The organism is Kitasatospora sp. NPDC058046, assembly GCF_042885595.1.
In the GTDB taxonomy this organism is placed as follows: domain Bacteria; phylum Actinomycetota; class Actinomycetes; order Streptomycetales; family Streptomycetaceae; genus Kitasatospora.
This window is the reverse complement of record NZ_JBHVRS010000001.1, coordinates 136,706-163,435: the sequence shown is the minus strand read 5'-3', so window position 1 is coordinate 163,435 and position 26,730 is coordinate 136,706. Positions and strand designations below refer to the sequence as shown.

The window sequence follows — 26,730 nt, the reverse complement described above, 5'->3', positions numbered from 1 at the left end:
GATGCCCGAGGCGCCGTACGACGAGCTGCGCTGGGAGGCCGTTTTCGGGACGGCCTCCCAGATCCGGGAAGGGCTCGCGGGGGCGGGGCGGGTGCTGTCCGGGGTCCTGATCGACTTCCCGGCCGCGCACGGCCCGCTCGCCCCGGACCTGGTGGTGGTCGCCCCCGGCGCCGCCCGCACCGCCCGGGGCCGGTACGGGGCCGCGGACGCCGAGGCGGTGCTGGAGGTGGCGCACCCGGGCCGTGACCACGTCTTCGCGCGGGCCTGCGCGGAGAGCGGCGTGCCGCTGTACGTGGTGGTCGATCCGGCGGCGGCGGTCTGCACCGTGCACACCGCGCCGTCCCCCGAGGGGGTGTACCGGGAGGCGGAGCGGGTGCCGTTCGGCAACGACCTGTTCCTGCCGCTCGGCGGTCGCACGGTGGTGCTGCGGACGGACGGGTTCCCCACGCCGTAACCCACCCCGCCCGCCGCCCCGCCCGACGGCTCGCCCGACGGCCCGTTCCCCACCCCGGGTACGGACCCCGGCGTCGGTCGGGGGATAGTGGACGGGTGACCGCTGAGCAGACCCCCGCCCCCGCCGCCCCCAGCCGCCGCACCCTCGGCATCATGCTGCTGCTGACCGTGCTGAGCGCCGTGCTGGTGCTGACCGCGGTCGGGCGGACCTGGGCCGAGGGCCGGGCCGGCACCCTGGACGTGTCCGTCACCGGCGGCAGGATCTCCGAACTGCCCGGCGGGCTGGCCCTGGTGGGCCTCGCCGCGGCCGTCGCGGTGTTCGCGGTGCGCGGCGCCGGCCGGCTGGCGGTCGGCGCGCTGACCCTGCTGGCCGGGCTCGGCGCGGCCGCCGCCTCGGTGGCCGGGGCCGGCGACACCGCCGCGCTGGACGCCGAGGCCGCCCGCAAGCTGGCGCTGACCGGTTCGGCGGCCACCGAGGTCTCGCACACCGCCTGGCCCTGGGTCGCGCTGGTCGGCGGGGTCCTGCTGGCCCTGGCCGGACTGCTCACCCTGCGCTACGGCCGGGGCTGGCCGGCCATGGGCAGCCGCTACGAGGCGCCGACCCGCAAGGCCCCGGCGCGGACCGAGACGCCGGGCGACCTGTGGAAGGCCCTGGACCGGGGCGAGGACCCGACCGCGGTGTGAGCCGCGCGCACGTGACGCGGCCCGCGCGCATGTGACGCGATAGACCCGCCACCCGCTTTGGGCCGTCGGTGTGTGGCCCGGCACAATGGAACCCGTCAACCCGCCGGCGGCCCCGCAGGCCCGGCCGGGCCCCGAGAGCCAAGGAGCACCACTCAGATGGCAGCAGCAGCACACGGCCACACCACCGCCGCCTGGACCGGCGTCGTCATCTCCTTCGTCGGCTTCGGCGTCGCGGGCGTCGCCATGATCCTGCCGTCGGTTCTGCTCGTCTGGGTCGGCCTGGCGGTCATCCTGGCCGGTGGCGTGGTCGGCAAGGCCATGTCCCTCGCGGGCATGGGCAAGCAGCCCAGCGCCAACGTCTACAAGTCGGCCGAGGAGCAGCTCGCGGCCCGTGAGGCCCGCGCCGCCGTCGCCGCCTGACGACGGGCTCGTCGCACCACACGACCACACGTTTGTCGTACATCGGAACGGCGGGCGCGCCACGCCCGCCGTTTCGTCGTGTCCGGGCCCGACCCGGGCAGAATCGGGGCGTGAACGCCGCCCCCACCGCTTCCACCGCCTCCGCCCCGCCGCCCGTGCGGCGCCGGCTGAGCCCGCCGCTGACCGCGCTGGCGGCGGTGGCCGTCCCCGCCGCGTACGTCGCCGTGGTGGACCCGAACACCCCCGGGCACTACCCCGAGTGCCCGTTCCTGACCGCCACCGGCTGGTGGTGCCCCGGCTGCGGGGGGCTGCGCTGCGTCCACGCGCTGAGCCACGGGGACCTCACCGGCGCCCTGCACGACAACGCCGTCGTGGTCCTGCTGTTCGGCGTACTGGCGGTGCTGTGGCTGCGCTGGGGCTGGGCCGCGCTGACCGGCGGGCCGCCGCCCAGGATCACCGTCGGGGGCCGGCGGTGGGCGCTGATCGCCCTGCTGGTGCTGGTGTTCACAGTGGTGCGCAACTCGGGGGTCGGTGCCGGGCTGGCGCCGCCGCTGGTCTGACCGGGCCGCGCGACCGCCGCGTCCCGGCTGCCGTACCGCGGCCGCTGACCGTGGTCCTCGACCGCGCGGCCGCCGCTTCCCGTACGCCCTGACGCCACGTCCCGGCCACCGGTCGCGGCCGGCTCGGAGAGCGTCCGAAAACCGGTGCGAAGACCGTCCGAAAACCGGTGCACGCCCGGTGAAGCCGCAGCTGGGGACCGCCGGAGCGGGAGTCCGGTCCGCGAGACGCGGTTCGAACCGGTGCGCCCCCCGCCCCCGGGTGCCGATACCATCGAAGAGTCGGTGGGCTGTCGCCCGCCGGCTCACGCCGGCCAACTGGCAGAAAAGATGGGGGCTCCTGAGTGAGTGTGCTCGACTCGATCATCGAAGGGGTCCGCGAGGACCTCGCCGAGCGGCAGGCCCTGGTCTCCCTGGACGAGCTCAAGGCGCTGGCCGCCAAGGCTCCGGAGGCCAAGGACGGCGTCGCCGCCCTCCGGGGCGACGGGGTCCGGGTGATCTGCGAGGTGAAGCGCTCCAGCCCGTCCAAGGGCGCCCTGGCCTCGATCGCCGATCCGGCCGCCCTGGCGGTGGACTACGCGGCCGGCGGTGCCGCCGCGATCAGCGTGCTGACCGAGCAGCGCCGCTTCGGCGGTTCGCTGGCCGACCTGGACGCCGTCCGCGCCGCGGTGGACACCCCGCTGCTGCGCAAGGACTTCATCGTCACCGCCTACCAGCTGTGGGAGGCCCGTGCGCACGGCGCCGACCTCGCGCTGCTGATCGTCGCGGCCCTCGACCAGCCGGCCCTGGTGTCGCTGATCGAGCGCGCCGAGTCGATCGGCCTCACCCCGCTGGTCGAGGTGCACGACGAGGAGGAGATCAAGCGCGCGGTGGACGCCGGCGCCCGGATCATCGGCGTCAACGCCCGCAACCTGAAGACGCTCGAGGTGGACCGCAACACCTTCGAGAACGTCGCCCACGCCATCCCGGACGGCATCGTCAAGATCGCCGAGTCCGGTGTGCGCGGCCCGCTGGACGTGATCAACTACGCCAACCTCGGCGCCGACGCGGTGCTGGTCGGCGAGTCCCTGGTGACCGGCAAGGACCCGCGCGCCGCGGTCGCCGACCTGGTCGCCGCCGGGGCCCACCCCGCCGTCCGGCACAAGGACTGACCCCCACCCCATGAAGATCGCCGCCCGACTCGCCCCCGGTTGCCGCCCGCGCGGCTGCCGCGCGCCCGCACGCCGGGTGCTGGGGCGTCGGGTGCGGTACGTCATCGGGTGCGAGCCCGGGCAGGTGCCGGGACGGCGATGGCGCGTGACGTCCGGCTGAAGCCCAGCCGGGAAGACGTCGTTGTCGTCCATCTCCGTTCAAGGGAAACCACCATGTCCGAAAAGGACTACCTGCCCGGCGCCCAGGTGCCGGACGCGCGCGGCTACTTCGGCGCGTACGGCGGCCGCTTCATCCCCGAGGCGCTGGTCGCCGCGGTCGAGCAGGTCGCCGAGGAGTACGAGAAGGCCAAGACCGACCCGGCCTTCACCGCCGAGCTCGACGCGCTGCTCAAGGACTACACCGGGCGCCCGAGCCCGCTGACCGACGTGCACCGCTTCTCCGCCGAGGCGGGCGGCGCGCGCATCCTGCTCAAGCGCGAGGACCTCAACCACACCGGCTCGCACAAGATCAACAACGTGCTGGGCCAGGCGCTGCTCACCAAGCGGATGGGCAAGACCCGGATCATCGCCGAGACCGGCGCCGGCCAGCACGGCGTGGCCACCGCGACCGCCTGCGCCCTGTTCGGCTTCGACTGCACCATCTACATGGGCGAGGTCGACACCCAGCGCCAGGCGCTCAACGTCGCCCGGATGCGGATGCTCGGCGCCGAGGTGGTGGCCGTCAAGTCCGGCAGCCGGACGCTCAAGGACGCCATCAACGAGGCGTTCCGGGACTGGGTCGCCAACGTCGACTCCACCCACTACCTGTTCGGCACCGTCGCCGGGCCGCACCCCTTCCCGATGATGGTCCGGGACTTCCACCGGGTCATCGGCGTCGAGGCGCGGCAGCAGGTGCTCGACCGGACCGGCCGGCTGCCCGACGCGGTCGTGGCCTGCGTCGGCGGCGGCTCCAACGCGATGGGGATCTTCCACGAGTTCATCCCGGACGCCGGGGTGCGGCTGATCGGCTGCGAGGCGGCCGGCGAGGGCGCCGAGACGCCCCGGCACGCGGCCACCCTCACCAAGGGGGACCCGGGCGTGCTGCACGGCTCCCGGACGTACGTCCTCCAGGACGAGGACGGGCAGACCATCGAGTCGCACTCGATCTCGGCCGGGCTGGACTACCCGGGCGTCGGGCCGGAGCACGCCTGGCTGAAGGACACCGGGCGGGCCGAGTACCGTCCGGTCACCGACGACGCCGCGATGCAGGCGCTGCGGCTGCTGTCCCGCACCGAGGGGATCATCCCGGCCATCGAGAGCGCCCACGCGCTCGCCGGGGCGCTGGAGCTGGGGCGCGAGCTCGGGCCGGAGGCGACCATCCTGGTCTCGCTGTCGGGACGCGGGGACAAGGACATGCACACCGCAGCCGAGTACTTCGGGCTGTACGACGAGCCGGGGGCCGGGTCCGCCGGGCCGGCCGACTCCGCCGAGGGGGGTAAGTGATCATGGCTTCCAAGCTGAGCGACATCCTGGCCGCGGCCAAGGCCGAGGACCGGGCCGCGCTGATCGGCTACCTGCCGGCCGGGTTCCCGACCGTGGACGGCGGCATCCGGGCGGTCAACGCCCTGATCGAGGGCGGCTGCGACGTGGTCGAGGTCGGACTGCCGCACTCCGACCCGGTGCTGGACGGCGCCGTCATCCAGACCGCCGACGACATCGCGCTGCGGGGCGGCGTGCGGATCAAGGACGTGCTGCGCACCGTCCAGGAGGCCGCCTCCGCGCACCCCGCGGCGGCGGTGCTGGTGATGACGTACTGGAACCCGGTCGACCGCTACGGGGTGGCACGGTTCGCCGCCGACCTGGCGGCCGCGGGCGGGGCCGGCTGCATCCTGCCGGACCTGCCGGTGGAGGAGTCCGAGGAGTGGCGCAAGGCGGCGGACGAGCACGGTCTGGACACCGTGTTCGTGGTCGCCCCCAGCAGCAAGGACGCGCGGCTGGCGGAGGTCACGGCGGCGGGCAGCGGGTTCGTGTACGCGGCCGCGGTGATGGGCGTGACCGGGACGCGGTCGGCCGTCGGCTCGATGGCCGAGGACCTGGTCGCCCGGACCCGGGCCACCACCGACCTGCCCGTCTGCGTCGGGCTCGGGGTCTCGGACGCGGTGCAGGCGGCGGAGGTCGCCCGGTTCGCGGACGGGGTCATCGTGGGGTCGGCGTTCGTGAAGCGGATCCTGGCCGCGGGCGAGGACGAGGAAGCGGCGCTGGACGCGGTGCGGGCCCTGGCCGGGGAGCTGGCCTCGGGCGTGCGGCGGAGCTGACGCGCGGTAGGACCATCAGGCCGGCGGCCCCCCACTCCCGAGGAGTGGGGGGCCGCCGGCCTTTCGTGGGTGTGTTTCCGGGGCCGCGCTCCTGAGGGGCGCGGCCCCGGGCGCGCGGCATTTGCCGTGCGCGCCGACCGGAGTGCGGACCCGAACGGGTGAACAAGGGGTGGGGACACGCATCAGGCGGGGTTGGCGGACGTTGAGTGGAGGGAGGAGTGCACGAACGGTTGCCGGGGCGAGCGGGAAGGGGTGAGCCGGTGCGGAGTGTCCAGCGGGCCGTCCTGCTGCGGGCGGCGGCGGCCGTGGTGGTGCTCGTCGGCGCGGTCGGGGTGCACGTGGAGGTGGGCCACGCGTTGGCGAAGCGGGGCGCCGAGCGGGCGGAGCGGGAGGCGGTGGCGTGCGCGGAGGCGGCCCGGCACCCCGACCTGTTCGAGGCGGGGTGGTTGGCGGGGTGCCGCTGACGCACGGGTGTTCGGACTGTTCGGACGGAACGTCACTCATCCGGCGTCATTCCCGACCGCGGAGAAACCCCCCTCCGCCCCCGACGGTTCCTCAGGGAGTGAACGAGTTTCCCGAGGGGGGTTCCCTGATGACCGCGCAGCCCGGTGGCTCCGCGCCCACGCCGACGGCGGGGCGGCCGGTGCCGGCCTGGAGCGAGTGGCTCGGCACGGCCGTCCGGCTCGGCCTCGCGGTGGTCTGGGGGTGGGCCGGGCTGGCGAAGATCTCCGACCCGGCGGAGGCCGCGCAGGCCGTCCGGGCCTACGAGATCCTCCCCGAGGGCCTGGTCAAGCCGATCGGCTACGGCCTGCCGTTCCTGGAGCTGGCGCTGGCCCTGCTGCTGGTGGTGGGCCTCGGCGTCCGGCTGGTGGCCGGGGTCTCCGCGCTCCTGCTGCTGGCCTTCATCGCCGGGATCGCCTCCGCCTGGGCGCGCGGCATCTCGATCGACTGCGGCTGCTTCGGCGGCGGCGGGCACGTCGACGCGTCCCAGACGGAGTACCTCCAGGAGATCCTGCGCGACACCGGGTTCCTGCTGCTGGCCGGGTGGCTGCTGTGGCGGCCCCGCACCCGCCTGTCGGCGGACGGCCGGCTGGCGAGCTGACCCCCACATCCCTGCACCCCGACGAAGGCCCCGACCGTGGATGTCAACGCAATGAGCGAGAAGAACCGAGAAGGCAAGCGCACCGCCCGTGAGCGGATGCAGGAGCAGCGGGCGGCCGACGAGGCCTCCTCCCGGCGCAAGAAGAAGCTGATCGTGGGCGGCTCCGTGCTCGCGGTGATCGCCGCCGCGGTGATCGTCGGCGTCGTGGTGCAGAACCAGCGCTCCAAGCCGGAGACGCCGGTCGCCGCCCCGGCCGGGACGATCGGCGACAAGAACCTGGTCATCCCGGTCGGCGCCGACAACGCGCCCTCCGTCCTCACCGTCTACGAGGACCCGCGCTGCCCCGCCTGCGGCACCTTCGAGCGCGAGTTCTCGTCGACCATCGACCAGCTGGAGGACGCCGGGAAGATCTACACGAACTACCACATCGTGTCGTTCATCGACCGGGCCGTGGCGGGCAAGGGCTCCCGGAACGGCGCCAACGCGCTGGGCTGCGCCCAGGACGCCGGGCACTTCCGGGACTTCCACGACGTGCTGTACCGCAACCAGCCGGACGAGACCAACGACGCCTTCGGTGACAAGGCCGTGCTGCTCGGCCTGGCCAAGCAGGTCAACGGCCTGGACACGCCCGCGTTCCAGTCCTGCGTCAAGGACAGCCGGTTCGGCGGCTGGGTGTCCGCGGTGCAGCAGGACTTCGACAAGTCCAGCTTCAAGTCCACGCCGACGGTGCTGCTCAACGGCCAGCCGGTCTACCCGAAGAACGGCAGCGAGGAGATCACCCCGGCGAACCTGGCGAAGTGGGTGGACGCCGCGAACCAGGGCAAGCAGCTGGGCACGGCGGGTTCGCACGGGCAGACCCCGGCGCCGACCGGCACCGCCTCGGAGGCCAACAACCCGTCGCCGACGGCCGGCTGAGCCCGCCGGGCCGCGCCGCCCCGCCCCGTCCGGAGGCGGCGGCGCGGCCCGTTGTTCGGTTTCTGTGACCCCAAGGGTGTCCGAGCGGGCCTTCGGACCCTGTAGCGTCGGAACTGCCATGGATATCGCCTACATTCCCAGCCCGTCGCGGGGCGTCCTGTACCTCGGACCGATCCCGCTGCGCGCCTACGCCTTCTGCATCATCCTCGGTGTCGTCGTGGCCGTCTGGCTCGGCAGCAAGCGCTGGGTCGCCCGGGGCGGTGCCAAGCACACCGTCGGCGACATCGCCGTGTGGGCCGTGCCGTTCGGCCTGGTCGGCGGCCGCCTCTACCACGTGATCACCGACGGCGGCCGCCTGTACTTCGCCGAGGGGAAGAACCCCTGGGACGCCCTCAAGATCTGGGAGGGCGGCCTCGGCATCTGGGGCGCGGTCGCGCTGGGCGCGGTCGGCGCCTGGATCGGCGCCCGCCGCCGGGGCGTGCCGCTGCCCGCGTACGCCGACGCCATCGCGCCGGGCATCGCCCTCGCGCAGGCGCTGGGCCGCTGGGGCAACTACTTCAACCAGGAGCTGTACGGCCGGTCGACCACCCTGCCGTGGGGCCTGGAGATCGACAAGACGCTGCCCAACGGCGAGGTCGTGAAGGGCGTCTACCAGCCGACCTTCCTGTACGAGTCGCTGTGGTGCGTCGGTGTCGCGCTGCTGGTGATCTGGGCGGACCGCCGCTTCACGCTGGGCCACGGCCGGGCGTTCGCGCTGTACGTGGCCGCGTACACGGTGGGCCGGTTCTGGATCGAGTGGCTGCGGATCGACGACGCGCACGTCTACTTCGGCCTGCGGCTGAACGACTGGGTGTCCATCGCGGTGTTCGTGGGCGCGGTGGCGTACTTCGTGATCGTGGGCAGGAAGCGGCCCGGGCGGGAGGACCCGGCGAGCATCGATCCGGCCGCGCAGGAGGAGCGGGACGCCGCGGCGGAGGCCGCCGCGACGGGCGGTGCCGTGACGGAGGCCGCCCGGGGCGAGGGCAAGGGCGGCAAGAAGGCCGGGAAGGCCGAGGAAAAGGCCGACGGCAAGGCCGAGGAGAAGGCCGACGGCAAGCCGGTTCTGCGGAAGCCGGCCGGGCCCGTGGACGGGAAGCCGGCCGCCGAGACGGTCGGCGAGGACGTCAAGAACCCGATCTGACCTGGGAGTTCCCCCGGCTGAGGCCACCCTTCGCGAGGCTCGCGAAGGGTGGCCTCAGTGGTGTTCGGACAGCCTTACTTTGCTGGAAATGCCCAGGTCAGACGGGCTACGTTCAGGGCTGACGAACGACGACGGAGGGGAACGACGATGAGTGCGACCATGATGGAGGCCGACGCCGGGCACCAGCCCCGGATACCCGCGGCGGACCACCACCGGGACGTCAACGGCGGCTGGCTGCGGCCGGCCGTGTTCGGCGCGGTGGACGGGCTGGTGTCCAACTTCGCGCTGATGACCGGCGTGGTCGGCGGGGCGGCGTCCAACGGGACGGTGATCCTGACCGGGCTGGCGGGCCTGGCGGCCGGTGCCTGCTCGATGGCGGCGGGGGAGTACACCTCGGTGGCCTCGCAGCGGGAGCTGGTGCAGGCCGAGATCGAGGCCGAGCGGCTGGAGCTGAGCCGCAACCCGCACGGGGAGCTGGCCGAGCTGGCCCAGCTGTACGTCTCGCGCGGGGTGGACCCGGAGCTGGCCCACGAGGTGGCCCGGCAGCTGTCCGCGGACCCGGAGCTGGCCCTGGAGGTGCACGCCCGGGAGGAGCTGGGCGTCGACCCGACCGACCTGCCCTCGCCGCTGGTGGCGGCCGGCTCGTCGTTCCTGTGCTTCGCGCTCGGTGCGCTGCTGCCGCTGCTGCCGTACCTGCTGGGGGCGACCGCGCTGCTGCCGGCGATGCTGCTGGCGGGGGCCGGGCTGTTCCTGTGCGGCGCGGTGGTGGCCCGGGTGACGGCGCGCAGTTGGTGGTTCAGCGGGCTGCGGCAGCTGGTGCTGGGCGGCGCGGCGGCCGGGGTGACCTACCTGCTCGGGTGGCTGATCGGCGGCCATCTGGGGTGACCATGGAGTGCATGGTTATGCTGGTGAGTGGGTGACATTTCACACATGGGCCTCGGACGGCGCCTGGCAGTGTCTCAGCATCCGGGCCTCCGAGCCGCGGATTCGCATCCGCGGACGGGCTCCCGGGATGGATTCCCAGGCGTCCATGATCGGCTTCTGTGGCGGCCCGGTTTCGCCCCTGTTTCAGGCGGTGGACGGTTGGGCACAATCGTCGGGACGTGCACTGTGGCACGTCCTCTCACACGCCCCCCGACCTGCGCGCCGTCCCGCCATGTGGACGGGATATTCCGCTTCTCGGGATCGTGGGCATCATGTAACTCGCACGACACCGCACCATCGCATCAGGGCCAACGTCGTCCCTCCTTGCACCACCTTGCCGAAAGACGACGACGGGAGAGCCGATGCTGTCTGCATCCATGCACTCCGCCAACGAGCCCCAGGCCGGCGCCGCCCGCCAGCCGTACGCGCTCGTGCCGGATGCGCGACCTGCTGCCCAGGGCCTGTACGACCCGCGGAACGAGCACGACGCCTGTGGCGTCGGTTTCGTCGCCACGCTGACGGGCATCGCCGACCACACCATCGTCGAGCAGGCGCTGAACGTCCTGCGCAACCTGGAGCACCGCGGCGCCACCGGCGCCGAGCCGGACTCCGGCGACGGCGCCGGCATCCTGACCCAGGTCCCGGACGCCTTCCTGCGCGGGAAGGTCCCCTTCGAGCTCCCGGCGGCCGGCTCCTACGCCGTCGGCATCGCCTTCCTCCCCGAGGACGACGACAAGGACGCCGCCGCCGTCGCGCGGATCGAGGCCATCGCCGCCGAGGAGGGCACGACCGTCCTCGGCTGGCGCGACGTCCCCGTCACCCCGGACCTGCTCGGCGCCACCGCGCGCAGCGTGATGCCGCGGTTCCGGCAGCTCTTCCTGGCGAAGGACGGCACGGCCGGCATCGAGCTCGACCGGACCGCCTTCGTGGTCCGCAAGCGGGCCGAGCGCGAGGCCGGGGTGTACTTCCCGTCGCTGTCCGCGCGCACCATCGTCTACAAGGGCATGCTGACCACCGGCCAGCTGGAGCCCTTCTTCCCCGACCTGTCGGACCGCGGCTACGCGTCCGCGATCGGCCTGGTGCACTCGCGGTTCTCCACCAACACCTTCCCGAGCTGGCCGCTCGCCCACCCGTACCGCTTCGTCGCGCACAACGGCGAGATCAACACGGTCAAGGGCAACCGCAACTGGATGCACGCCCGGGAGTCGCAGCTCGCGACCGACCTCATCCCCGCCAACGGCAAGGGCCAGGGCCTGGAGCGGATCTTCCCGATCTGCACGCCGGAGCACTCCGACTCCGCCTCCTTCGACGAGGTCCTGGAGCTGCTCCACCTCGGCGGCCGCTCGCTGCCGCACTCGGTGCTGATGATGATCCCGGAGGCGTGGGAGAACCACGCCACCATGAGCCCGGACCGCCGCGCCTTCTACCAGTACCACTCCAACCTGATGGAGCCCTGGGACGGCCCGGCCTGCGTCACCTTCACCGACGGCAACCAGATCGGCGCCGTACTCGACCGCAACGGCCTGCGCCCGGCCCGGTACTGGATCACCGAGGACGGCCTGGTCGTCCTCTCCTCCGAGGTCGGCGTCCTCGACATCGAGCAGGAGAAGGTCGTCCGGAAGGGCCGCCTCCAGCCCGGCCGGATGTTCCTGGTGGACACCGCCGAGGGCCGGATCGTCCCGGACGAGGAGGTCAAGTCCGCCCTCGCCGCCGAGCACCCTTACCAGGAGTGGGTCGACGGCGGGCAGATCCAGCTCGCCAAGCTGCCCGAGCGCGAGCACATCTTCCACACCCACGCCTCCGTCACCCGCCGCCAGCAGACCTTCGGCTACACCGAGGAGGAGCTGCGGGTCATCCTCGCGCCGATGGCGCGCACCGGCGCCGAGGCGCTCGGCTCGATGGGCACCGACTCGCCGATCGCCGCGCTGAGCGAGAAGCCGCGCCTGCTGTTCGACTACTTCGTGCAGCTCTTCGCGCAGGTCACCAACCCGCCGCTGGACGCCATCCGCGAGGAGCTCGTCACCTCGCTGCTGTCCAACCTCGGCCCGGAGGGCAACCTGCTGGCCGCCGAGGCCGCGTCCTGCCGCTCGGTCGGGATCACCTTCCCCGTGATCGACAACGACGAGCTCGCCAAGCTCGTCCACATCAACGCCGACGGCGACCAGCCCGGCCTGAAGGCCGTCACGCTCTCCGGCCTCTACAAGGTCGCCTCCGGCGGCGAGGGCCTGGCCTCCCGGCTCGCCGAGATCGCCGCCGAGGCCGACGCGGCGATCGCCGACGGCGCCCGGATCGTCGTGCTCTCCGACCGGCACTCCGACGCCGAGCACGCGCCGATCCCCTCGCTGCTGCTCACCTCGGCCGTGCACCACCACCTGATCCGCACCAAGCAGCGCACCCGGGTGTCGCTGCTGGTCGAGGCGGGCGACGTCCGCGAGGTGCACCACGTCGCGCTGCTGATCGGCTACGGCGCCGGGGCGGTCAACCCGTACCTGGCGATGGAGTCCGTCGAGGACCTGGTCGCCCAGGGTGTGTTCATCGAGGGCGTCGAGCCCGAGAAGGCGATCCGCAACCTGATCAAGGCGCTCGGCAAGGGCGTGCTCAAGGTCATGTCCAAGATGGGCATCTCGACCGTCGCCTCCTACCGCGGCGCCCAGGTCTTCGAGGCCATCGGCCTCTCCCAGGGCCTCGTCGACGGCTACTTCTCCGGCACCACCACCAAGCTCGGCGGCATCGGCCTGGAGGAGATCGCCCGCGAGACCGCCGCCCGGCACGCCAAGGCGTACCCGGCCTCCGGCATCCCGGCCGCGCACCGCGCGCTGGAGATCGGCGGCGAGTACCAGTGGCGCCGCGAGGGCGAGCCGCACCTGTTCGACCCGGACACCGTCTTCCGCCTCCAGCACGCCACCCGCAACCGCCGGTACGACATCTTCAAGCAGTACACGGACCGGGTGAACGAGCAGTCCGAGCGGCTGATGACGCTGCGCGGCCTGTTCCGGCTGAACGGCCTGGAGCGGGAGCCGATCCCGGTCGAGGAGGTCGAGCCGGTCTCCGCGATCGTCCGGCGCTTCTCCACCGGCGCCATGTCGTACGGCTCGATCTCCCGCGAGGCGCACGAGACCCTGGCCATCGCGATGAACCGCCTCGGCGGCAAGTCCAACACCGGCGAGGGCGGCGAGGATCCGGACCGCCTGTACGACCCGGAGCGCCGCTCGGCGATCAAGCAGGTCGCCTCCGGCCGGTTCGGCGTCACCTCCGAGTACCTCGTCAACGCCGACGACATCCAGATCAAGATGGCCCAGGGCGCCAAGCCCGGCGAGGGCGGCCAGCTGCCCGGCCACAAGGTCTACCCGTGGGTCGCCAGGACCCGGCACTCCACCCCGGGCGTCGGCCTGATCTCGCCGCCGCCGCACCACGACATCTACTCGATCGAGGACCTGGCGCAGCTGATCCACGACCTCAAGAACGCCAACCCGGCGGCCCGCATCCACGTGAAGCTGGTCTCCGAGGTCGGCGTCGGCACGGTCGCGGCCGGCGTGTCCAAGGCGCACGCCGACGTCGTCCTGGTCTCCGGGCACGACGGCGGGACGGGCGCCTCGCCGCTCACCTCGCTGAAGCACGCGGGCGGCCCCTGGGAGCTCGGCCTCGCCGAGACCCAGCAGACCCTGCTGCTCAACGGGCTGCGCGACCGCATCGTCGTCCAGACCGACGGCCAGCTGAAGACCGGCCGCGACGTGGTCATCGCCGCGCTGCTCGGCGCCGAGGAGTTCGGCTTCGCGACCGCCCCGCTGGTGGTCTCCGGCTGCATCATGATGCGGGTCTGCCACCTGGACACCTGCCCGGTCGGCGTCGCCACCCAGAACCCGGTGCTGCGCGAGCGGTTCTCCGGCAAGCCCGAGTTCGTGGTCAACTTCTTCGAGTTCATCGCCGAGGAGGTCCGGGAGATCCTGGCCTCGCTGGGCTTCCGCTCGATCGAGGAGGCCGTCGGCCGCGCCGAGCACATCGACGCCCGGGCCGCGATCGACCACTGGAAGGCCGCCGGGCTGGACCTCGCCCCGCTGTTCCACGTGCCGGCGCTGCCCGAGGGGGCCGCCCGCCACCGCACCACCACCCAGGACCACGCGCTGGACAAGGCCCTGGACAACCAGCTGATCGCCCTGGCCGAGGACGCGCTGGAGCGCGGCGAGACCGTCCGGATCCAGCTGCCGATCCGCAACGTCAACCGCACCGTCGGCACCATGCTCGGCCACGAGGTGACCAAGCGGTACCGGGGCGAGGGCCTGCCGGAGGGGACCATCGACGTCACCTTCACCGGCTCCGCCGGGCAGTCCTTCGGCGCGTTCCTGCCGCGCGGCGTGACCCTGCGGCTGGAGGGCGACGCCAACGACTACGTCGGCAAGGGCCTCTCCGGCGGCGTGGTGATCGTCCGCCCGGCCCGCGAGGCGGCCGCCATCGGCAACGACGCGCAGAACCACGTCATCGCCGGCAACACCATCGGCTACGGCGCCACCGCGGGCCGCGTCCACCTGCGCGGCAAGGCCGGCGAGCGCTTCGCCGTCCGCAACTCCGGGGCCACCCTGGTGGTCGAGGGCGTCGGCGACCACGGCCTGGAGTACATGACCGGCGGCCGGGTGGTCGTCCTCGGCGAGACCGGGCGCAACCTCGCGGCGGGCATGTCCGGCGGCATCGCGTACGTCCTGGACCTGCGCCCCGCGAACGTCAACGACGGCATGGTGGGCATCGAGGCCCCCACCGCCGCCGACCGCGACTGGCTGCGCGAGACCGTGCAGCAGCACTACGAGGAGACCGGCTCCACCGTCGCCGCCGAACTCCTGGCGGACTGGGGCAGCGGGGTCTCCCGCTTCTCCAAGATCATGCCGACCGACTACAAGGCAGTGCTCGCCGCCAAGGACGCCGCTGAGCGCGATGGCCTCTCCGAGGCCGAGACCACTCGCAAGATGATGGAGGCGGCTAATGGCTGACCCCAAGGGCTTCCTGACCACGCCCAAGCAGCTGGCCGAGCGCCGCCCCGTGGACGTCCGTCTGCGGGACTGGAACGAGGTCTACGTCGAGCGCAGCCTCCTGCCGATCATCACCAAGCAGGCCGGCCGCTGCATGGACTGCGGCATCCCGTTCTGCCACAACGGCTGCCCGCTCGGGAACCTCATCCCCGAGTGGAACGACCTGGCCTACCGGGACGACTTCGTCGGCGCGATCGAGCGGCTGCACGCCACCAACAACTTCCCGGAGTTCACCGGCCGCCTGTGCCCGGCCCCGTGCGAGTCCGCGTGCGTCCTCGGCATCAACCAGGACGCGGTGACCATCAAGAACGTCGAGGTCACCATCATCGACAAGGCCTGGGACCGCGGCGGGGTCACCCCGCAGGTCCCGGAGCGGCTCTCCGGCAAGACCGTCGCCGTCGTCGGCTCCGGCCCGGCCGGCCTCGCCGCCGCCCAGCAGCTCACCCGCGCCGGGCACACCGTCGTCGTGTACGAGCGGGCCGACCGGATCGGCGGACTGCTGCGCTACGGCATCCCCGAGTTCAAGATGGAGAAGCGCCACATCAACCGCCGCATCGAGCAGATGCGGGCGGAGGGCACCCGGTTCCGCACCGGCGTGCACGTCGGCGAGGACATCACCGGGCAGCAGCTGCGCGAGCGCTTCGACGCCGTGGTCGTCGCGGCCGGCGCCACCACCGCCCGCGACCTGCCGGTGCCCGGGCGCGAGCTCAAGGGCGTCCACCAGGCCATGGAGTACCTGCCGCTGGCCAACAAGGTGCAGGAGGGCGACTTCGTGGAGTCGCCGATCAGCGCCAAGGGCAAGCACGTGGTCGTGATCGGCGGCGGCGACACCGGCGCGGACTGCGTCGGCACCGCCCACCGGCAGGGGGCGGCCTCCGTCACCCAGCTGGAGATCATGCCGCGGCCCGGCGAGGACCGGCCCGGGCACCAGCCGTGGCCGACCATGCCGATGACGTACAAGGTCACCTCCGCGCACGAGGAGGGCGGCGAGCGGATCTACTCGGTCAGCACCACCCACTTCAGTGGCGACGAGGACGGCAACGTCCAGGAGCTGCACCTCGTCGAGGTCGAGTTCAGGGACGGCCGCTTCGAGCAGGTCCCCGGCACCGAGCGGGCCATCCCGGCCCAGCTGGTCACCCTGGCCATGGGCTTCACCGGGACGGACGTGCGCAACGGGCTGGTCGAGCAGCTGGGAGCGGACCTCGACGCGCGCGGTAACATTGCCCGCGATGGCCGGTTCGCCACCAATGTCGATGGCGTGTACGTCTGCGGAGACGCCGGCCGTGGCCAGTCGCTGATCGTCTGGGCCATCGCGGAAGGCCGCTCGGCCGCCGCGGCGGTGGACAAGTACCTCGGCGGCAAGACCCCGCTTCCCGCGCCGATCCGGCCCACCGACCGCCCCCTGGTGGTCTGACGGGCCCCGGACGCTCCGACCGGCCCACCCCGAACCCCCGGCGCCGCATCGCCGGGAGCTCAACCCGCTGCCCCCGTCAGAGTCGCCGGGCCAACGCGGTCTCCTGGCGCCTGCCCTCTTCCCCGACCAGTTGGAGGGCGGGCGCCGTCGCGTACCCCCGCGGCGGCCCCTGAGCCCTCCCCGGGCCGCGGCAACTCTCGGACAAACGGCCGGAGTTGTTCGGCGCCCGGCGGGTTCCGGGACAGTGGGCTGTTGTTCGTCGGTGCCAGGTGGCAGACTGCGGCCGACGGCCGGGGGGCTGGGCGAGCGCGGAGGATGACGTCGATGGGCACGACTCAGGCAGGCGGGGGCGCCACGGTACGGCGCCTGCTGCTCGGTACCCAGCTGCGCAAGCTCCGCGAGGCCAGAGGCGTCAGCCGGGAGGAGGCCGGGTACTCGATCCGGGCCTCCGAGTCCAAGATCAGCCGCATGGAGCTCGGCCGGGTCGGCTTCAAGGAGCGCGACGTCGCCGACCTGCTCACCCTGTACGGGGTCGAGGTCGAACAGGAGCGGGCCACCGTCCTCGGACTCCTGCGCGACGCCAACGCCAGCTCCTGGTGGCACGAGTACGGGGACGTCCTGCCCGGCTGGTTCCAGAACTACCTGGGACTGGAGGAGGCCGCGGCCGAGATCCGCAGCTACGAGGTCCAGTTCGTCCACGGGCTGCTCCAGACCGCCGACTACGCCCGGGCCGTGGTCACCGCCGGCTGCCACGCCACCGGGCCGGAGGAGATCGAGCGCCGGGTCGACGTACGGCTCAAGCGGCAGGCCGTGCTGACCGGCGAGCGGGCGCCGCGGCTGGTCGCGGTACTGGACGAGGCCGCGCTGCGCCGGCCCTGGGGCGGCGCGGAGCTGATGCGCGGCCAGCTGGACCGGCTGCTGGAGCTGAGCGAACTGCCCAACGTCCGGCTCCAGGTGCTGCCGCTGGGCAACGCCGGGCTGAGCGCCGAGAGCGGCGCGTTCACCGTCCTGGGCTTCGCCGAGGCCGAACTGTCGGACGTGGTGTACCTGGAGCAGTTCACTACCGCGCTCTACCTGGACAAGCCCGCCGAGGTGGCCGAGTACCGGCACGCGATGGACGACCTGGTCGCCGACAGCCTGAGCCCGGCACTGACCCGCGACCTGCTGCATTCCGTGCGCCAGGAACTGTAATACGTCAGTACGATGATCCCCCATCAGGTCGGGTGCATGAGAGGGATCAGATGTCGTACTTCTCCGAGTTGGCCCTGCAGTACATCGATGGCGAATGGCGCAGCGGCAGCGGCTCCTGGGACATCGTCGACGTCGACCCCTACACCGGTGACAAGCTCGCCACCATCACCGTCGCCACCGTCGCCGAGGTCGACCTGGCCTACCGCGCCGCCGAGCGCGCCCAGAAGCAGTGGGCCGCCACCAACCCCTACCAGCGGCGGCTGGTCTTCGAGCGCGCGCTGCGGCTGCTGGAGGAGCGCGAGCCGGAGATCGTCCAGGCGGTCATGGCGGAACTCGGCGGCACCGCGCTGAAGGCGGGCTTCGAACTGTCGCTGGTCAAGGACGTGCTGCGGGAGTGCCTGCACCTGTCGGTGGCCCCCGAGGGCCGGCTGCTGACCTCGCCCGCCCAGGGCCGGGAGAACCGCCTCTACCGGCTGCCGGTCGGCGTGGTCGGCGTGATCAGCCCGTTCAACTTCCCGCTGTTCCTGGCGCTCAAGGCCGTCGCCCCGGCGCTCGCGCTCGGCAACGGCGTCGTCCTCAAGCCGCACCAGGAGACCCCGGTGGTCGGCGGCGGGCTGATCGCCAAGCTCTTCGAGGACGCGGGGCTCCCGCCCGGCCTGCTGAACGTGGTGATCACCGACATCGCCGAGATCGGCGACAGCTTCCTGGAGCACCCGGTGCCCAAGGTGATCTCCTTCACCGGCTCCGACAAGGTCGGCCGGCACGTCGCCACCGTCGCCGCCGGGCACTTCAAGCGCACCGTCCTGGAACTCGGCGGCAACAGCGCGCTGATCGTGCTGGACGACGCCGACGTGGACCACGCCGTGGACGCCGCGGTGTTCAGCCGCTTCGTCCACCAGGGGCAGGTCTGCATGGCCGCCAACCGGGTGCTGGTGGACCGGTCCGTCGAGGCCGAGTTCACCGAGAAGTTCGTCGCCAAGGTCGCCTCGCTCACCGTCGGCGACCCGCGGGACCCGGCCACCCACATCGGCCCGCTGATCAACCCCGTCCAGGCCGACGGCCTGCGCGCCCAGGTCGACCAGGCCGTCGCGGCCGGCGCCACCGCGCTGCTGCGCGGCGACACGGTCGGCAGCCTGATGGAGCCGGTGGTCCTCACCGGCCTCGCCGAGGACGCGCCGATCCTGCGGACCGAACTCTTCGGCCCGGTCGTCCTGCTGGTGCCCTTCGACGGCGAGGACGAGGCCGTCCGGCTCGCCAACGCCACGCCCTTCGGACTCAGCGGTGCGGTGCACACCGGGAACACCGAGCGCGGCGTGAAGCTCGCCCAGCGGATCGAGACCGGCATGATCCACGTCAACGGCGGCACCATCGCCGACGAGCCGGGCGTGCCCTTCGGCGGCGAGAAGAACTCCGGCGTCGGCCGCCTCAACGGCGAGTCCACGGTGGACGCCTTCACCACCCTGAAGTGGATATCCGTCCAGCACGAGCGCGCGGTCTTCCCCTTCTGACCCGCGGTTCGGACGCGAGGGCCTCCCGGCGGCTGCCGCCGGGAGGCCCGTGGCGTCAGGCGGGGTAGCGGAGCAGGGCGTCGGTGGCGAGCTCGAAGCCGAAGGGGGCCGGGAGCGGGACCGGGTCGCCGAACTTGCCGTTCCAGCGCCAGCGGTAGCCGCTGTCGGACGGCTCGGCGTAGAGCGTCAGGTCGCCCTCGCGCGGGTCGATCAGCAGGTACAGCGGGATGGCCATGAGCGGGTAGTCGCGGACCTTGCCGACCAGGTCGTTCTCCGGGTTCGACGGGGAGACGATCTCCACCGCGATGGCCGCCTGCTCGGCGGGGACCTGGTTCCCGCCCTCCTCCAGCGCCGAGAGGGGGATGTAGGTCAGGTCGGGGTTGCGGAGCTTGCCGACGTTCGGGGAGGCGAGGTCGGTGTTCTCGCTCGGCATCGTTCCGGCGGGGCGGTGGGCGTCGAACTGCTCGCGGACGAGCAGCAGGTTGCGCTGGTGGATCACCGAGGGGCCGGCCATCATGATGATCTCGTCGCCGGAGATCTCGATCTTCCACCCGGCCGGAGGCGTCAGGCTCTCCGCGTAGGCCAGCAGCCTCGCGTGGCGCTCGGGGATCTGGAACTCGCTCATGGCGCCATTCTTCCACCGGACAGGCCGAAAGGCCGTCGCCGGACGGGGCGACGGCCTTTCGCTCGGGGAGTGCGGATCAGAAGACCGGCTGGCCGGCGCGGACCAGGCGCCAGGAGTCGGTGAAGAACTCGGCGGGGTCGATGACGCCCTTGGCCTTCACCCAGGCGATCATGGTGTTGCGGATCTCGTCGGAGTTCGACCAGACCATCTTGGCCTTGGCGACGTGCGGGAAGTTGCCGCCGCCGTTGGCACGGTAGTTGTTGACGGCCAGGACGAACTCCGCGGCCGGGTCGATCGGCTTGCCCTGGAAGGACAGGTTGACGATCCGCGAGCCCTTCGGCTGGGCGATGTCGATGTCGTAGCTCAGGCCGTAGAGCGAGTCGTAGTTGTAGTCCGGGGTGGCCTCGGCGCCGGTCAGCTTGTCCTTGTCGACCGGGGCGCCCGGGGCGAGCTGGTTGTAGTACTTGACCGAGTACTCCAGGTAGTCCTTGAGCTGGGCGCCCGTCAGGATGCGGGCCTCCAGGGTGTTCTCGTAGATGTAGAGGCCCGCGGCGTCGCGCAGCTTCACCTGGCCGGACGGGATCAGGGCGGTGCGGTTGAACGGGGCGGCCTGGGCCAGCACCGGGAGGTTGGCGTACTGCCCGCCCGCCAGCGCGGCCTTGACGGCGTCGGCCTGGACCCGGCCGATCAGGTCGATGATCGGGGTGGCCTTGAAGGGGGCGTCGGCGATCGACAGCGCGATCTTGCTGGTGCCGATGTTCTGGTTGACGTACGCGACGACCTTCTTGTGCTGCCCGGCGATCGCGTCGGTGATCTCCGGGTTCTCCGGCACGGTGTTGGAGTTCAGCAGCCGGGAGGAGACCGAGGCGACCTTCCAGGCGCCGCCGGTGAACTCGACCTCGAAGTCGAAGCAGGTCAGCCGCTGGCCGTAGCAGAGCGGCTCGGAGAGGACGACCGTGCGGCCGGTCTTCTTGTTGACGACCAGGCGCTGCGGGACCTCCTTGTGGGCGTGGCCCACCAGCACCGCGTCGATGTCCGGGACGGTCTCCGCCAGCGCGACCGAGACGTTCTCGGCCCACGGCAGCTGGTCGCCCCAGGTGGTCGCCTCGTCGCAGCCGGAGTGCGCCGAGACCACGATGACGTCCGCGCCCGCGGCCTTCATCTTCGGCACCCAGGTGGCGGCGGTCTCCACGATGCCCGGGAAGACCATCTTGCCGCTGACGTTGGCCTTGTCCCAGATCGCGATGCCCGGGTTGGTCAGGCCGAGGATGCCGACCCGCACCGGACGGCCGCCGCCCAGGCGCAGCTCCTTGATCACGTACGGCTTGAAGGCCGGCTTCTCGTTCTTCGCGTTCAGCGCGTTGGCGCCCAGCAGCGGGAACTCCAGCTGCTCCTCGTAGGCCTTCAGGAGCGGGATGCCGTAGTTGAACTCGTGGTTGCCGAGCGCGGCGGCGTCGTACTCCATGAGGTTCATGGCGACGGCCATCGGGTGGTCCGGCACGGTGTTGGCCTCGGTGTCGATCGACTCGATCCGGGCGTAGTAGTAGGACAGCTGGGTGCCCTGGATGGTGTCGCCGGAGTCGATGAGCAGGCAGCGGTCCCAGCCCTTCTCCTCGCGCACCTGGTTGGCCAGCGTGGAGATCTTGGCGAGGCCGACCGCGTTGTGGGCCTTGTCGGTGTACTCGGCGTCGGTGAAGTAGTCCCAGTTGAGCACCCGGCCGTGCAGGTCGGTGGTGCCCATGACGGTGAAGGCCTGCGTGCGCGGCTTGCGCTGCTGGCCCTTGGCGGCCGCCGCGTCCGGCTGGGCGGCCGCGGCGGAGGGGGCGGCGGCCAGGGCGGCACCGCCGGCCAGGGCTGCGCCGGCGGCGGTGGCGGCGGACCGGGTGACGAAGTCACGGCGGTTCAGGGTCATGGACGACTCTCCCGAGTGGGACGACGGCGGATGGACCGTCAACTGGTGTTCGTGAACAAAAGTGTGCGTGCACGCGTCGACGCGCGTAGAGGGACGCGCGTAGAAGTGTGCCGTGCGAGCCGGGGTGCTGAATAGCCCCCCGACCTGTCCAGGAGGTGAGATCTTGGCGACTCGTTCGTGACGGGCGTGGGGGAGACGTGGGGTGGTACGGAGGTGCGGAGTGGTACGGAGGTGCGGGGTGGCCGGCGCGGGCCGGCCGACGCCCGGTCAGGCCAGCTCGCCCGCCAACCGGTCGACCTCGCGGCCCAGCTGGACCGCCGGGTCCGGATCGTCCGGCCCCGCCCAGGGCTGCCAGGTCCGCGCCCGCAGGTAGCCGGCCACCGCGACCGGCAGCCGGTCCCGGACGATCCGCTCCGCCACCGGGCCCGGGCCGGCCGCGCGCAGCGCCGCCAGCAGGCCGTCCACCCCGGCGGAGGGCGGCAGCGGCACGGTGTCCAGGTAGGCGGCCAGCGCCACCAGCTCCGGGTCGGGCGCGGGGGCGGGCTCCGGTGCGGGGACCGGCTCCGGCTTGGGGGCCGGAGGGGCGACCCCCAGGGGCTCCGCCACCGGAGGCGCGGAGACCCCGGGCGGCCCCGGCGGAAGCGGCGGCGGGGGCTTCGGGCCGGGCGCCAGCAGCGCGCCCGCCCCGTACAGCCCGGCCACCACGACCAGCCACCAGCCCTTGGTCACGTCGGTGAGGTGCAGCACCAGCCCGGCCGCGCCACCGGCGCAGCCGACCAGGTTCTTCGGCGACTCCAGGTAGCGCAGCAGCCGGGAACCGACCCCGTCACTGGTAGCCACGGATCTCCTCGAACACCCCGTCCAGCGAGCCCGTCCCGTCGAACAGCTTGCCGCCGCTCAGGTCCGCGATCCCCTGGAGCTGGTTCACCGCCGCCTCCCCGAACCTGATCGGGAACACCGGGATGGCCTTCTCCCCGGCCGGCAGCGCGTCGTGGAAGCGTTTGAAGTCGCCGTCCGTCGCACCGGCGTTGCTCTCCCCGTCGGTCATCAGCACGATCGAGGTGAACCGGTCGTCGCCGGCCGCGGCCTGTTGGCGCTCGATCACCCGGTACGCCTCCTCCAGTGAGGAGTACACCGCCGTCCCGCCCGAGGCGGTCAGCGACTGCACGTCCGCGTTGATCGAGGCCAGCTCCGCTTCCGGGCCCGGACTGCCGCCGGTCGGCGGCACCAGGTGGGTCCTGGTCCACTTCACCGCGGAGGCGAAGGAGAGCAGCGTGATCTCCTCGCGGTTCCGGAAGCGGCGCACCCCCCGGCTGTCGTCCGTCCCGGTCAGTCTGGCCAGTGCGTTCTTCAGCGCGGCGATCCGTGAGCCCTCCATCGAGCCCGAGGTGTCCAGCACGTACACCGTCCGGGACGGGCGGCGCAGCTCGTTCTGGTAGGCGGCCAGCAGGCCGTCCGCGACCGCTCGGGAGCCCGGGAACGGCAGCTCCGGGCGGAGGTCCGAGGGCAGCCCCGGTGCCGCCGTGGCGTCCGGGGCCACCGGGCGGCGCAGTGTCACGTCGGAGATGCGCCGCTGCACGTCCTTCTTCAGGAGGTACGACGTCAGCCGCAGGAAGGACTCGCGCTCGCTCGGCGCGGTGCTCGACAGCAGGGTCAGTGGATAGGTCGCCGACACCTGGCCGTCCACCGGGCGCACCACCGTGAACTGCTTGGCCGGCGGCAGCGTCCGGTTCATCGACAGGAGCACCGACTCGTAGTTGATCAGTGCGTCCACCGTGCCCGTCTCGGCCCGGGTGTACGACTGCGCCAGCCAGCCCGAGGAACCGGAGGTCAGCCGCTGGCCGGTGAAGAACCGCTTCAGGGCCGGGGTCTCCTTCTGCACGTCCTCCTGGGTCAGTGCCGCGCTCGCGTTCGAGAAGGCCGAGGCGACCGCGACCAGCGTGGACAGTCCCGAGTTCGACCGGGTCGGATCGGCCATCCCGTATGACAGCTTCCCGGCCGAGGCCGCGTCCCCGATCTGCGACCAGGTGACCTTCGAGCCGTCGCCCCAGCCGAGCCCGTCGAGCATCGAGGTGCGCACCCCGACCGCCACCGGTGAGGCCATCACCGGGACCTCCGACACCAGCTTGTCCTGTGCGGCGGGGTCCAGGCGGAGGTACTGGTTGGACGGGAACCAGATGGCGTCGTACTTGCCGTCCGTCCGACGGAGGGACACCGCGTCCGCGCCGTCCAGGGTGCCCGTCCAGGAGAACTGCACCGTCACCCCGGTCGCCTTCCGGGCGTCCTCCAGGATCGGTGCCAGGTCCTGGAGTTCGCTGCCGGCCAGGACCCGGAGCACCCCGGGCCGGGCCGTCTCGGCCGGAGGGTCGGTGGGACTGGGGGAGCTGCCGGAGGATGTGCACGCCGTCGCCACCAGCAGCGCCGTGAGGACCGGCACCAGCCAACGGGTCTTGCCGGCCGGGCTGTTGCTCACCGGTCCTCCTTGGCCTTGGTGGACAGCACCTTGAGCCACTGGGACTCGGGCGGGGACTTCATGGCGTTCGCCGTCGGGTTCGACATGAAGACCGGGCCCTTCCGCGTCGGCTCCGCGTTCCACGTCGGCGTGCTCTTGTTGCGGAAGCCGTGCTTGGTCTCCAACTCCTGGAGTCGCCGGTTGTCCTTCAACAGGTTGGCCAGCTTCTCGCCTTGGCTGTTCTTGGCGACGATCGTGTGGTCGGTCTGGTACGCCGTGTCGGGGTAGAGGACCACGGTGTCGGGGTCCTGGAGTTCGGTGGCCTCCGACTCGTAGGTGAACACCAGGCTGTTGCTGCTGCGCCGGAAGTCGTTGAGGAGTTCCTCCGTGGTGCCCTTCTGCGCGCCCTGCTGTTTCGTCGCCAGTCGCAGGGTCGGTAGCACCGCGGTCGCCTCGGCGTCGCTGTGCACCGGGTTGTACCCGTTCAGCAGATAGGAGAGGAGGGCGATGTAGGTCGAGCCGGAGGACGAGGAGAGGGGATCGGTGGTGGTGATGATGATGTTCGAACGGCCCAGCCCCTGATCGGCCTTCCAGCCCGCCAGATCCGGCCAGGAGCGGCCCCTGCCCAGCTCCGTGAGGTAGGAGTTCATGTTGAGGCTCCACACATTGGTGGCCGCGTCCTGTGCCGCCAGGCCGTTGGCCTTCAGCAGCTCCGCCGCCGGCCGGTGCGCGAGCACCACCATCGGCGAGGAGAACGGACTGTTGAGCGCCTGGCTGATCTGGGCGTCGTCGCTGATCTTCTTCGCGATCTCGTAGTTGGCCGGGAAGGCGAAGTCGTAGTCGTCCTTCAGGTTCTTGCCGATCATCGTGAGGGAGCCCATGGGGTACGACTCCACCCTCAGCCCCTCATCCTTCAGCGCTTTCACCACTTCGGGGTCCTTGAAGAACTCGGCCTTCTCCGATCCGATCTCCCCCTTCAACGTCACGACCTTGTCCGAGTCATCGAGGACCAGCACGCAGGCCACCCCGCCCAGCAGAGCCAGAGCAGCCGCCACGCTCACTGCGCGTTTCATGCCGAACGCTTCCCCCTCGTCCGCTCCTTCGTCCGGGTGGTCACCCGGGCTCCCGGGGATTCACCCGGGGGTGACGAGCGTCCCGCCGGGCAGGGAGCGAGGGCGGAAGCAACGGTGAACCAGGGGTGAACACCCCTTCACGGAATCGCATCGACGGGCGGCGCGCGCGGCGTGCGGCACGCGCGCGGAACGGGAGTCGAGCCGGGTGTTCGGACGGCGGTCCGAGGATGTGTCAGATTGTTCAACTCGCCTTACGGCAACGGTCATCCCGCAGTCCGGACCCGCGTCGAGGTTACGCGTCGGTAATGCCTAGTCTCAGCACTATGCGCCGAGCAAAAATCGTCTGTACCCTCGGGCCCGCCACCGACTCGTACGACCAGATCAAATCCCTGGTCGACGCCGGGATGGACATCGCCCGACTGAACCTCAGCCACGGCCTGCACGCCGAGCACGAGGAACGCTACCGCCGCGTCCGCAAGGCCGCCGACGAGACCGGCCGCAGCGTCGGCGTCCTCGTCGACCTTCAAGGCCCGAAGATCCGGCTCGACACCTTCGCCCACGGGCCGGTACTTCTCGAACGCGGCGACGAGTTCACCATCTCCACCGACAAGGACGTCGTGGGGGACAAGGACCGCTGCGGAACCACCTACTCCGGGCTCGCCGGGGACGTCGGCCGCGGGGAGCGCATCCTGGTCGACGACGGCCGGGTCACCCTGGAGGTCGTCGCCGTCGACGGGCCGCACGTACGGTGCCTCGTCATCGAGGGCGGCCTGGTCTCCGACCACAAGGGCCTCAACCTCCCCGGCGTCTCCGTCTCCGTCCCCGCACTCAGCGACAAGGACGTCGCCGACCTGCGGTGGGCACTGCGGACCGGGGCCGACCTCATCGCGCTCTCGTTCGTCCGCAGCGGACGGGACATCGAGGACGTCCACCGGATCATGGCGGAGGAGGGGCGGCACGTCCCGGTCATCGCCAAGATCGAGAAGCCGCAGGCGGTGGACAACCTGGAGTCCGTCGTCGACGCCTTCGACGGGATCATGGTGGCCCGCGGCGACCTGGGCGTGGAGATGCCCCTCGAACAGGTCCCGCTGGTCCAGAAGCGCGCCATCAAGCTCGCCCGCCGCAACGCCAAGCCGGTCATCGTCGCGACCCAGATGCTCGACTCGATGATCAACACCTCCCGGCCGACCCGCGCCGAGGCCTCCGACGTCGCCAACGCCGTCCTCGACGGGACGGACGCGGTGATGCTCTCCGGCGAGACCTCCGTCGGCAAGTACCCCGTCGAGACGGTCAAGACCATGGCCCGGATCGTCGAGGCCGCCGAGAACGACATCCTGGCCGCCGGCCTCCCGCCGCTCACCACCGGCAACAAGCCGCGCACCCAGGGCGGCGCCGTCGCCCGCGCGGCCGCCGAGATCGGCGACTTCCTGCACGCCAAGTACCTGATCGCCTTCACCCAGTCCGGCGACACCGCCCGCCGGCTCACCCGCTACCGCTCGCCCATCCCCGTCCTCGCCTTCACCTACGAACCGGCCGTACGCAGCCAACTCGCCCTCACCTGGGGCGTGGAGACCTTCCTCGGGCCGTTCGCCCCGACCACCGACCAGATGGTCGAACAGGTCGACGCGGCCCTCCTCTCCCTCGGCCGCTGCCAGAAGGGCGACATCGTCGTCATCACCGCCGGCTCACCCCCCGGCCTGGCCGGCTCCACCAACCTCGTCCGCGTCCACCACGTGGGGACGTTGGACGCCTGAGGCCCCTCGGCGGCGGGGGCCCGCCCGGGCGCGCCCCCCGCCCGACAGTGGGGCCCGGCGGGGGGGCCAGCCGGGCCGGGTGGTATAAAAAAAAAAACCAGGC

General features: G+C 72.1%; 23 protein-coding genes. 18 read left to right on the top strand and 5 right to left on the bottom strand.

Annotation, left to right across the window (positions count from 1 at the left end; translation table 11 throughout):
- Position 1: 1 nt before the first annotated feature.
- The 17 genes from ACFVU7_RS00750 to ACFVU7_RS00670 all read left to right on the top strand — a co-directional run bounded on the left by ACFVU7_RS00750 (position 2) and on the right by ACFVU7_RS00670 (position 18,811).
- The gene (locus ACFVU7_RS00750) at positions 2-454 is read left to right on the top strand and encodes a Uma2 family endonuclease (RefSeq protein WP_053111997.1); all 453 of its coding nucleotides are present in this window, start codon (positions 2-4) and stop codon (positions 452-454) included.
- A gap of 95 nt (positions 455-549) precedes the next feature.
- Positions 550-1,137: a TIGR02234 family membrane protein gene (locus ACFVU7_RS00745; RefSeq protein WP_074000947.1), complete on the top strand. Its 588-nt coding sequence runs from the start codon at positions 550-552 to the stop codon at positions 1,135-1,137.
- Positions 1,138-1,293: 156 nt separating this feature from the next.
- Positions 1,294-1,557, top strand: a complete 264-nt coding sequence (locus ACFVU7_RS00740) for an HGxxPAAW family protein (protein WP_049651218.1) — start codon at positions 1,294-1,296, stop codon at positions 1,555-1,557.
- A gap of 110 nt (positions 1,558-1,667) precedes the next feature.
- On the top strand, positions 1,668-2,117 hold the full coding sequence (locus ACFVU7_RS00735) for a DUF2752 domain-containing protein (protein WP_049651217.1): 450 nt from the start codon (positions 1,668-1,670) through the stop codon (positions 2,115-2,117).
- A 341-nt stretch (positions 2,118-2,458) separates the two neighbouring features.
- Positions 2,459-3,265, top strand: a complete 807-nt coding sequence (gene trpC / locus ACFVU7_RS00730) for an indole-3-glycerol phosphate synthase TrpC (protein WP_380745113.1) — start codon at positions 2,459-2,461, stop codon at positions 3,263-3,265.
- Between the two features lie 10 nt (positions 3,266-3,275).
- A complete protein-coding gene (gene trpM, locus ACFVU7_RS00725; RefSeq protein ID WP_188296911.1) occupies positions 3,276-3,425 on the top strand; it encodes a tryptophan biosynthesis modulator TrpM in 150 nt (49 codons plus the stop codon).
- A 53-nt stretch (positions 3,426-3,478) separates the two neighbouring features.
- Positions 3,479-4,747 (top strand): tryptophan synthase subunit beta, encoded by a 1,269-nt coding sequence (trpB, locus tag ACFVU7_RS00720; RefSeq protein ID WP_074000949.1) that lies wholly within the window; start codon positions 3,479-3,481, stop codon positions 4,745-4,747.
- A 2-nt stretch (positions 4,748-4,749) separates the two neighbouring features.
- Positions 4,750-5,559, top strand: coding sequence for a tryptophan synthase subunit alpha (trpA, locus tag ACFVU7_RS00715; protein ID WP_049651221.1), 810 nt, complete (start codon positions 4,750-4,752; stop codon positions 5,557-5,559).
- 260 nt (positions 5,560-5,819) lie between these two features.
- The gene (locus ACFVU7_RS00710) at positions 5,820-6,023 is read left to right on the top strand and encodes a hypothetical protein (protein ID WP_049651214.1); all 204 of its coding nucleotides are present in this window, start codon (positions 5,820-5,822) and stop codon (positions 6,021-6,023) included.
- 128 nt (positions 6,024-6,151) lie between these two features.
- Complete coding sequence (locus ACFVU7_RS00705; protein ID WP_380782916.1) at positions 6,152-6,661, top strand: MauE/DoxX family redox-associated membrane protein; 510 nt, start codon at positions 6,152-6,154, stop codon at positions 6,659-6,661.
- A 51-nt stretch (positions 6,662-6,712) separates the two neighbouring features.
- Positions 6,713-7,576 carry a DsbA family protein gene (locus tag ACFVU7_RS00700; protein ID WP_388043625.1) on the top strand — a complete coding sequence of 288 codons (864 nt, stop codon included), beginning with the start codon at positions 6,713-6,715 and terminating at the stop codon, positions 7,574-7,576.
- A gap of 118 nt (positions 7,577-7,694) precedes the next feature.
- Positions 7,695-8,756 (top strand): prolipoprotein diacylglyceryl transferase, encoded by a 1,062-nt coding sequence (gene lgt / locus ACFVU7_RS00695; protein ID WP_388043623.1) that lies wholly within the window; start codon positions 7,695-7,697, stop codon positions 8,754-8,756.
- A gap of 159 nt (positions 8,757-8,915) precedes the next feature.
- Positions 8,916-9,641, top strand: coding sequence for a VIT1/CCC1 transporter family protein (locus tag ACFVU7_RS00690; RefSeq protein ID WP_107418648.1), 726 nt, complete (start codon positions 8,916-8,918; stop codon positions 9,639-9,641).
- Positions 9,642-10,057: 416 nt separating this feature from the next.
- A complete protein-coding gene (gltB, locus tag ACFVU7_RS00685; RefSeq protein ID WP_388044159.1) occupies positions 10,058-14,659 on the top strand; it encodes a glutamate synthase large subunit in 4,602 nt (1,533 codons plus the stop codon).
- Positions 14,652-16,112 (top strand): glutamate synthase subunit beta, encoded by a 1,461-nt coding sequence (locus tag ACFVU7_RS00680; protein WP_049651209.1) that lies wholly within the window; start codon positions 14,652-14,654, stop codon positions 16,110-16,112. The genes gltB and ACFVU7_RS00680 overlap by 8 nt, the downstream gene beginning before the upstream one ends.
- Before the next feature lie 324 nt (positions 16,113-16,436).
- The gene (locus ACFVU7_RS00675) at positions 16,437-17,303 is read left to right on the top strand and encodes a helix-turn-helix transcriptional regulator (protein WP_049651208.1); all 867 of its coding nucleotides are present in this window, start codon (positions 16,437-16,439) and stop codon (positions 17,301-17,303) included.
- A 50-nt stretch (positions 17,304-17,353) separates the two neighbouring features.
- The gene (locus tag ACFVU7_RS00670; protein WP_049651207.1) at positions 17,354-18,811 is read left to right on the top strand and encodes an aldehyde dehydrogenase family protein; all 1,458 of its coding nucleotides are present in this window, start codon (positions 17,354-17,356) and stop codon (positions 18,809-18,811) included.
- Between the two features lie 55 nt (positions 18,812-18,866).
- Here ACFVU7_RS00670 and ACFVU7_RS00665 read toward each other — a convergent pair whose 3' ends face one another.
- From ACFVU7_RS00665 to ACFVU7_RS00645, 5 genes are all read right to left on the bottom strand, one after another.
- Positions 18,867-19,436: a Uma2 family endonuclease gene (locus ACFVU7_RS00665; RefSeq protein WP_074000957.1), complete on the bottom strand. Its 570-nt coding sequence runs from the start codon at positions 19,434-19,436 to the stop codon at positions 18,867-18,869.
- 76 nt (positions 19,437-19,512) lie between these two features.
- The gene (locus ACFVU7_RS00660) at positions 19,513-21,348 is read right to left on the bottom strand and encodes a bifunctional metallophosphatase/5'-nucleotidase (RefSeq protein WP_380743651.1); all 1,836 of its coding nucleotides are present in this window, start codon (positions 21,346-21,348) and stop codon (positions 19,513-19,515) included.
- Positions 21,349-21,615: 267 nt separating this feature from the next.
- Entirely contained in the window at positions 21,616-22,188 is a 573-nt protein-coding gene (locus ACFVU7_RS00655) for a hypothetical protein (RefSeq protein WP_388043621.1), read from the bottom strand.
- Entirely contained in the window at positions 22,175-23,821 is a 1,647-nt protein-coding gene (locus ACFVU7_RS00650; protein WP_074000960.1) for a substrate-binding domain-containing protein, read from the bottom strand. Before ACFVU7_RS00650 ends, ACFVU7_RS00655 begins: the two co-directional genes overlap by 14 nt.
- Positions 23,818-24,873, bottom strand: coding sequence for a substrate-binding domain-containing protein (locus tag ACFVU7_RS00645; RefSeq protein ID WP_079271776.1), 1,056 nt, complete (start codon positions 24,871-24,873; stop codon positions 23,818-23,820). Before ACFVU7_RS00645 ends, ACFVU7_RS00650 begins: the two co-directional genes overlap by 4 nt.
- 323 nt (positions 24,874-25,196) lie before the next feature.
- On the opposite strand from ACFVU7_RS00645, the gene pyk reads away from it, so the two are divergent.
- A complete protein-coding gene (pyk, locus tag ACFVU7_RS00640; protein ID WP_049651553.1) occupies positions 25,197-26,627 on the top strand; it encodes a pyruvate kinase in 1,431 nt (476 codons plus the stop codon).
- Positions 26,628-26,730 lie beyond the last annotated feature (103 nt).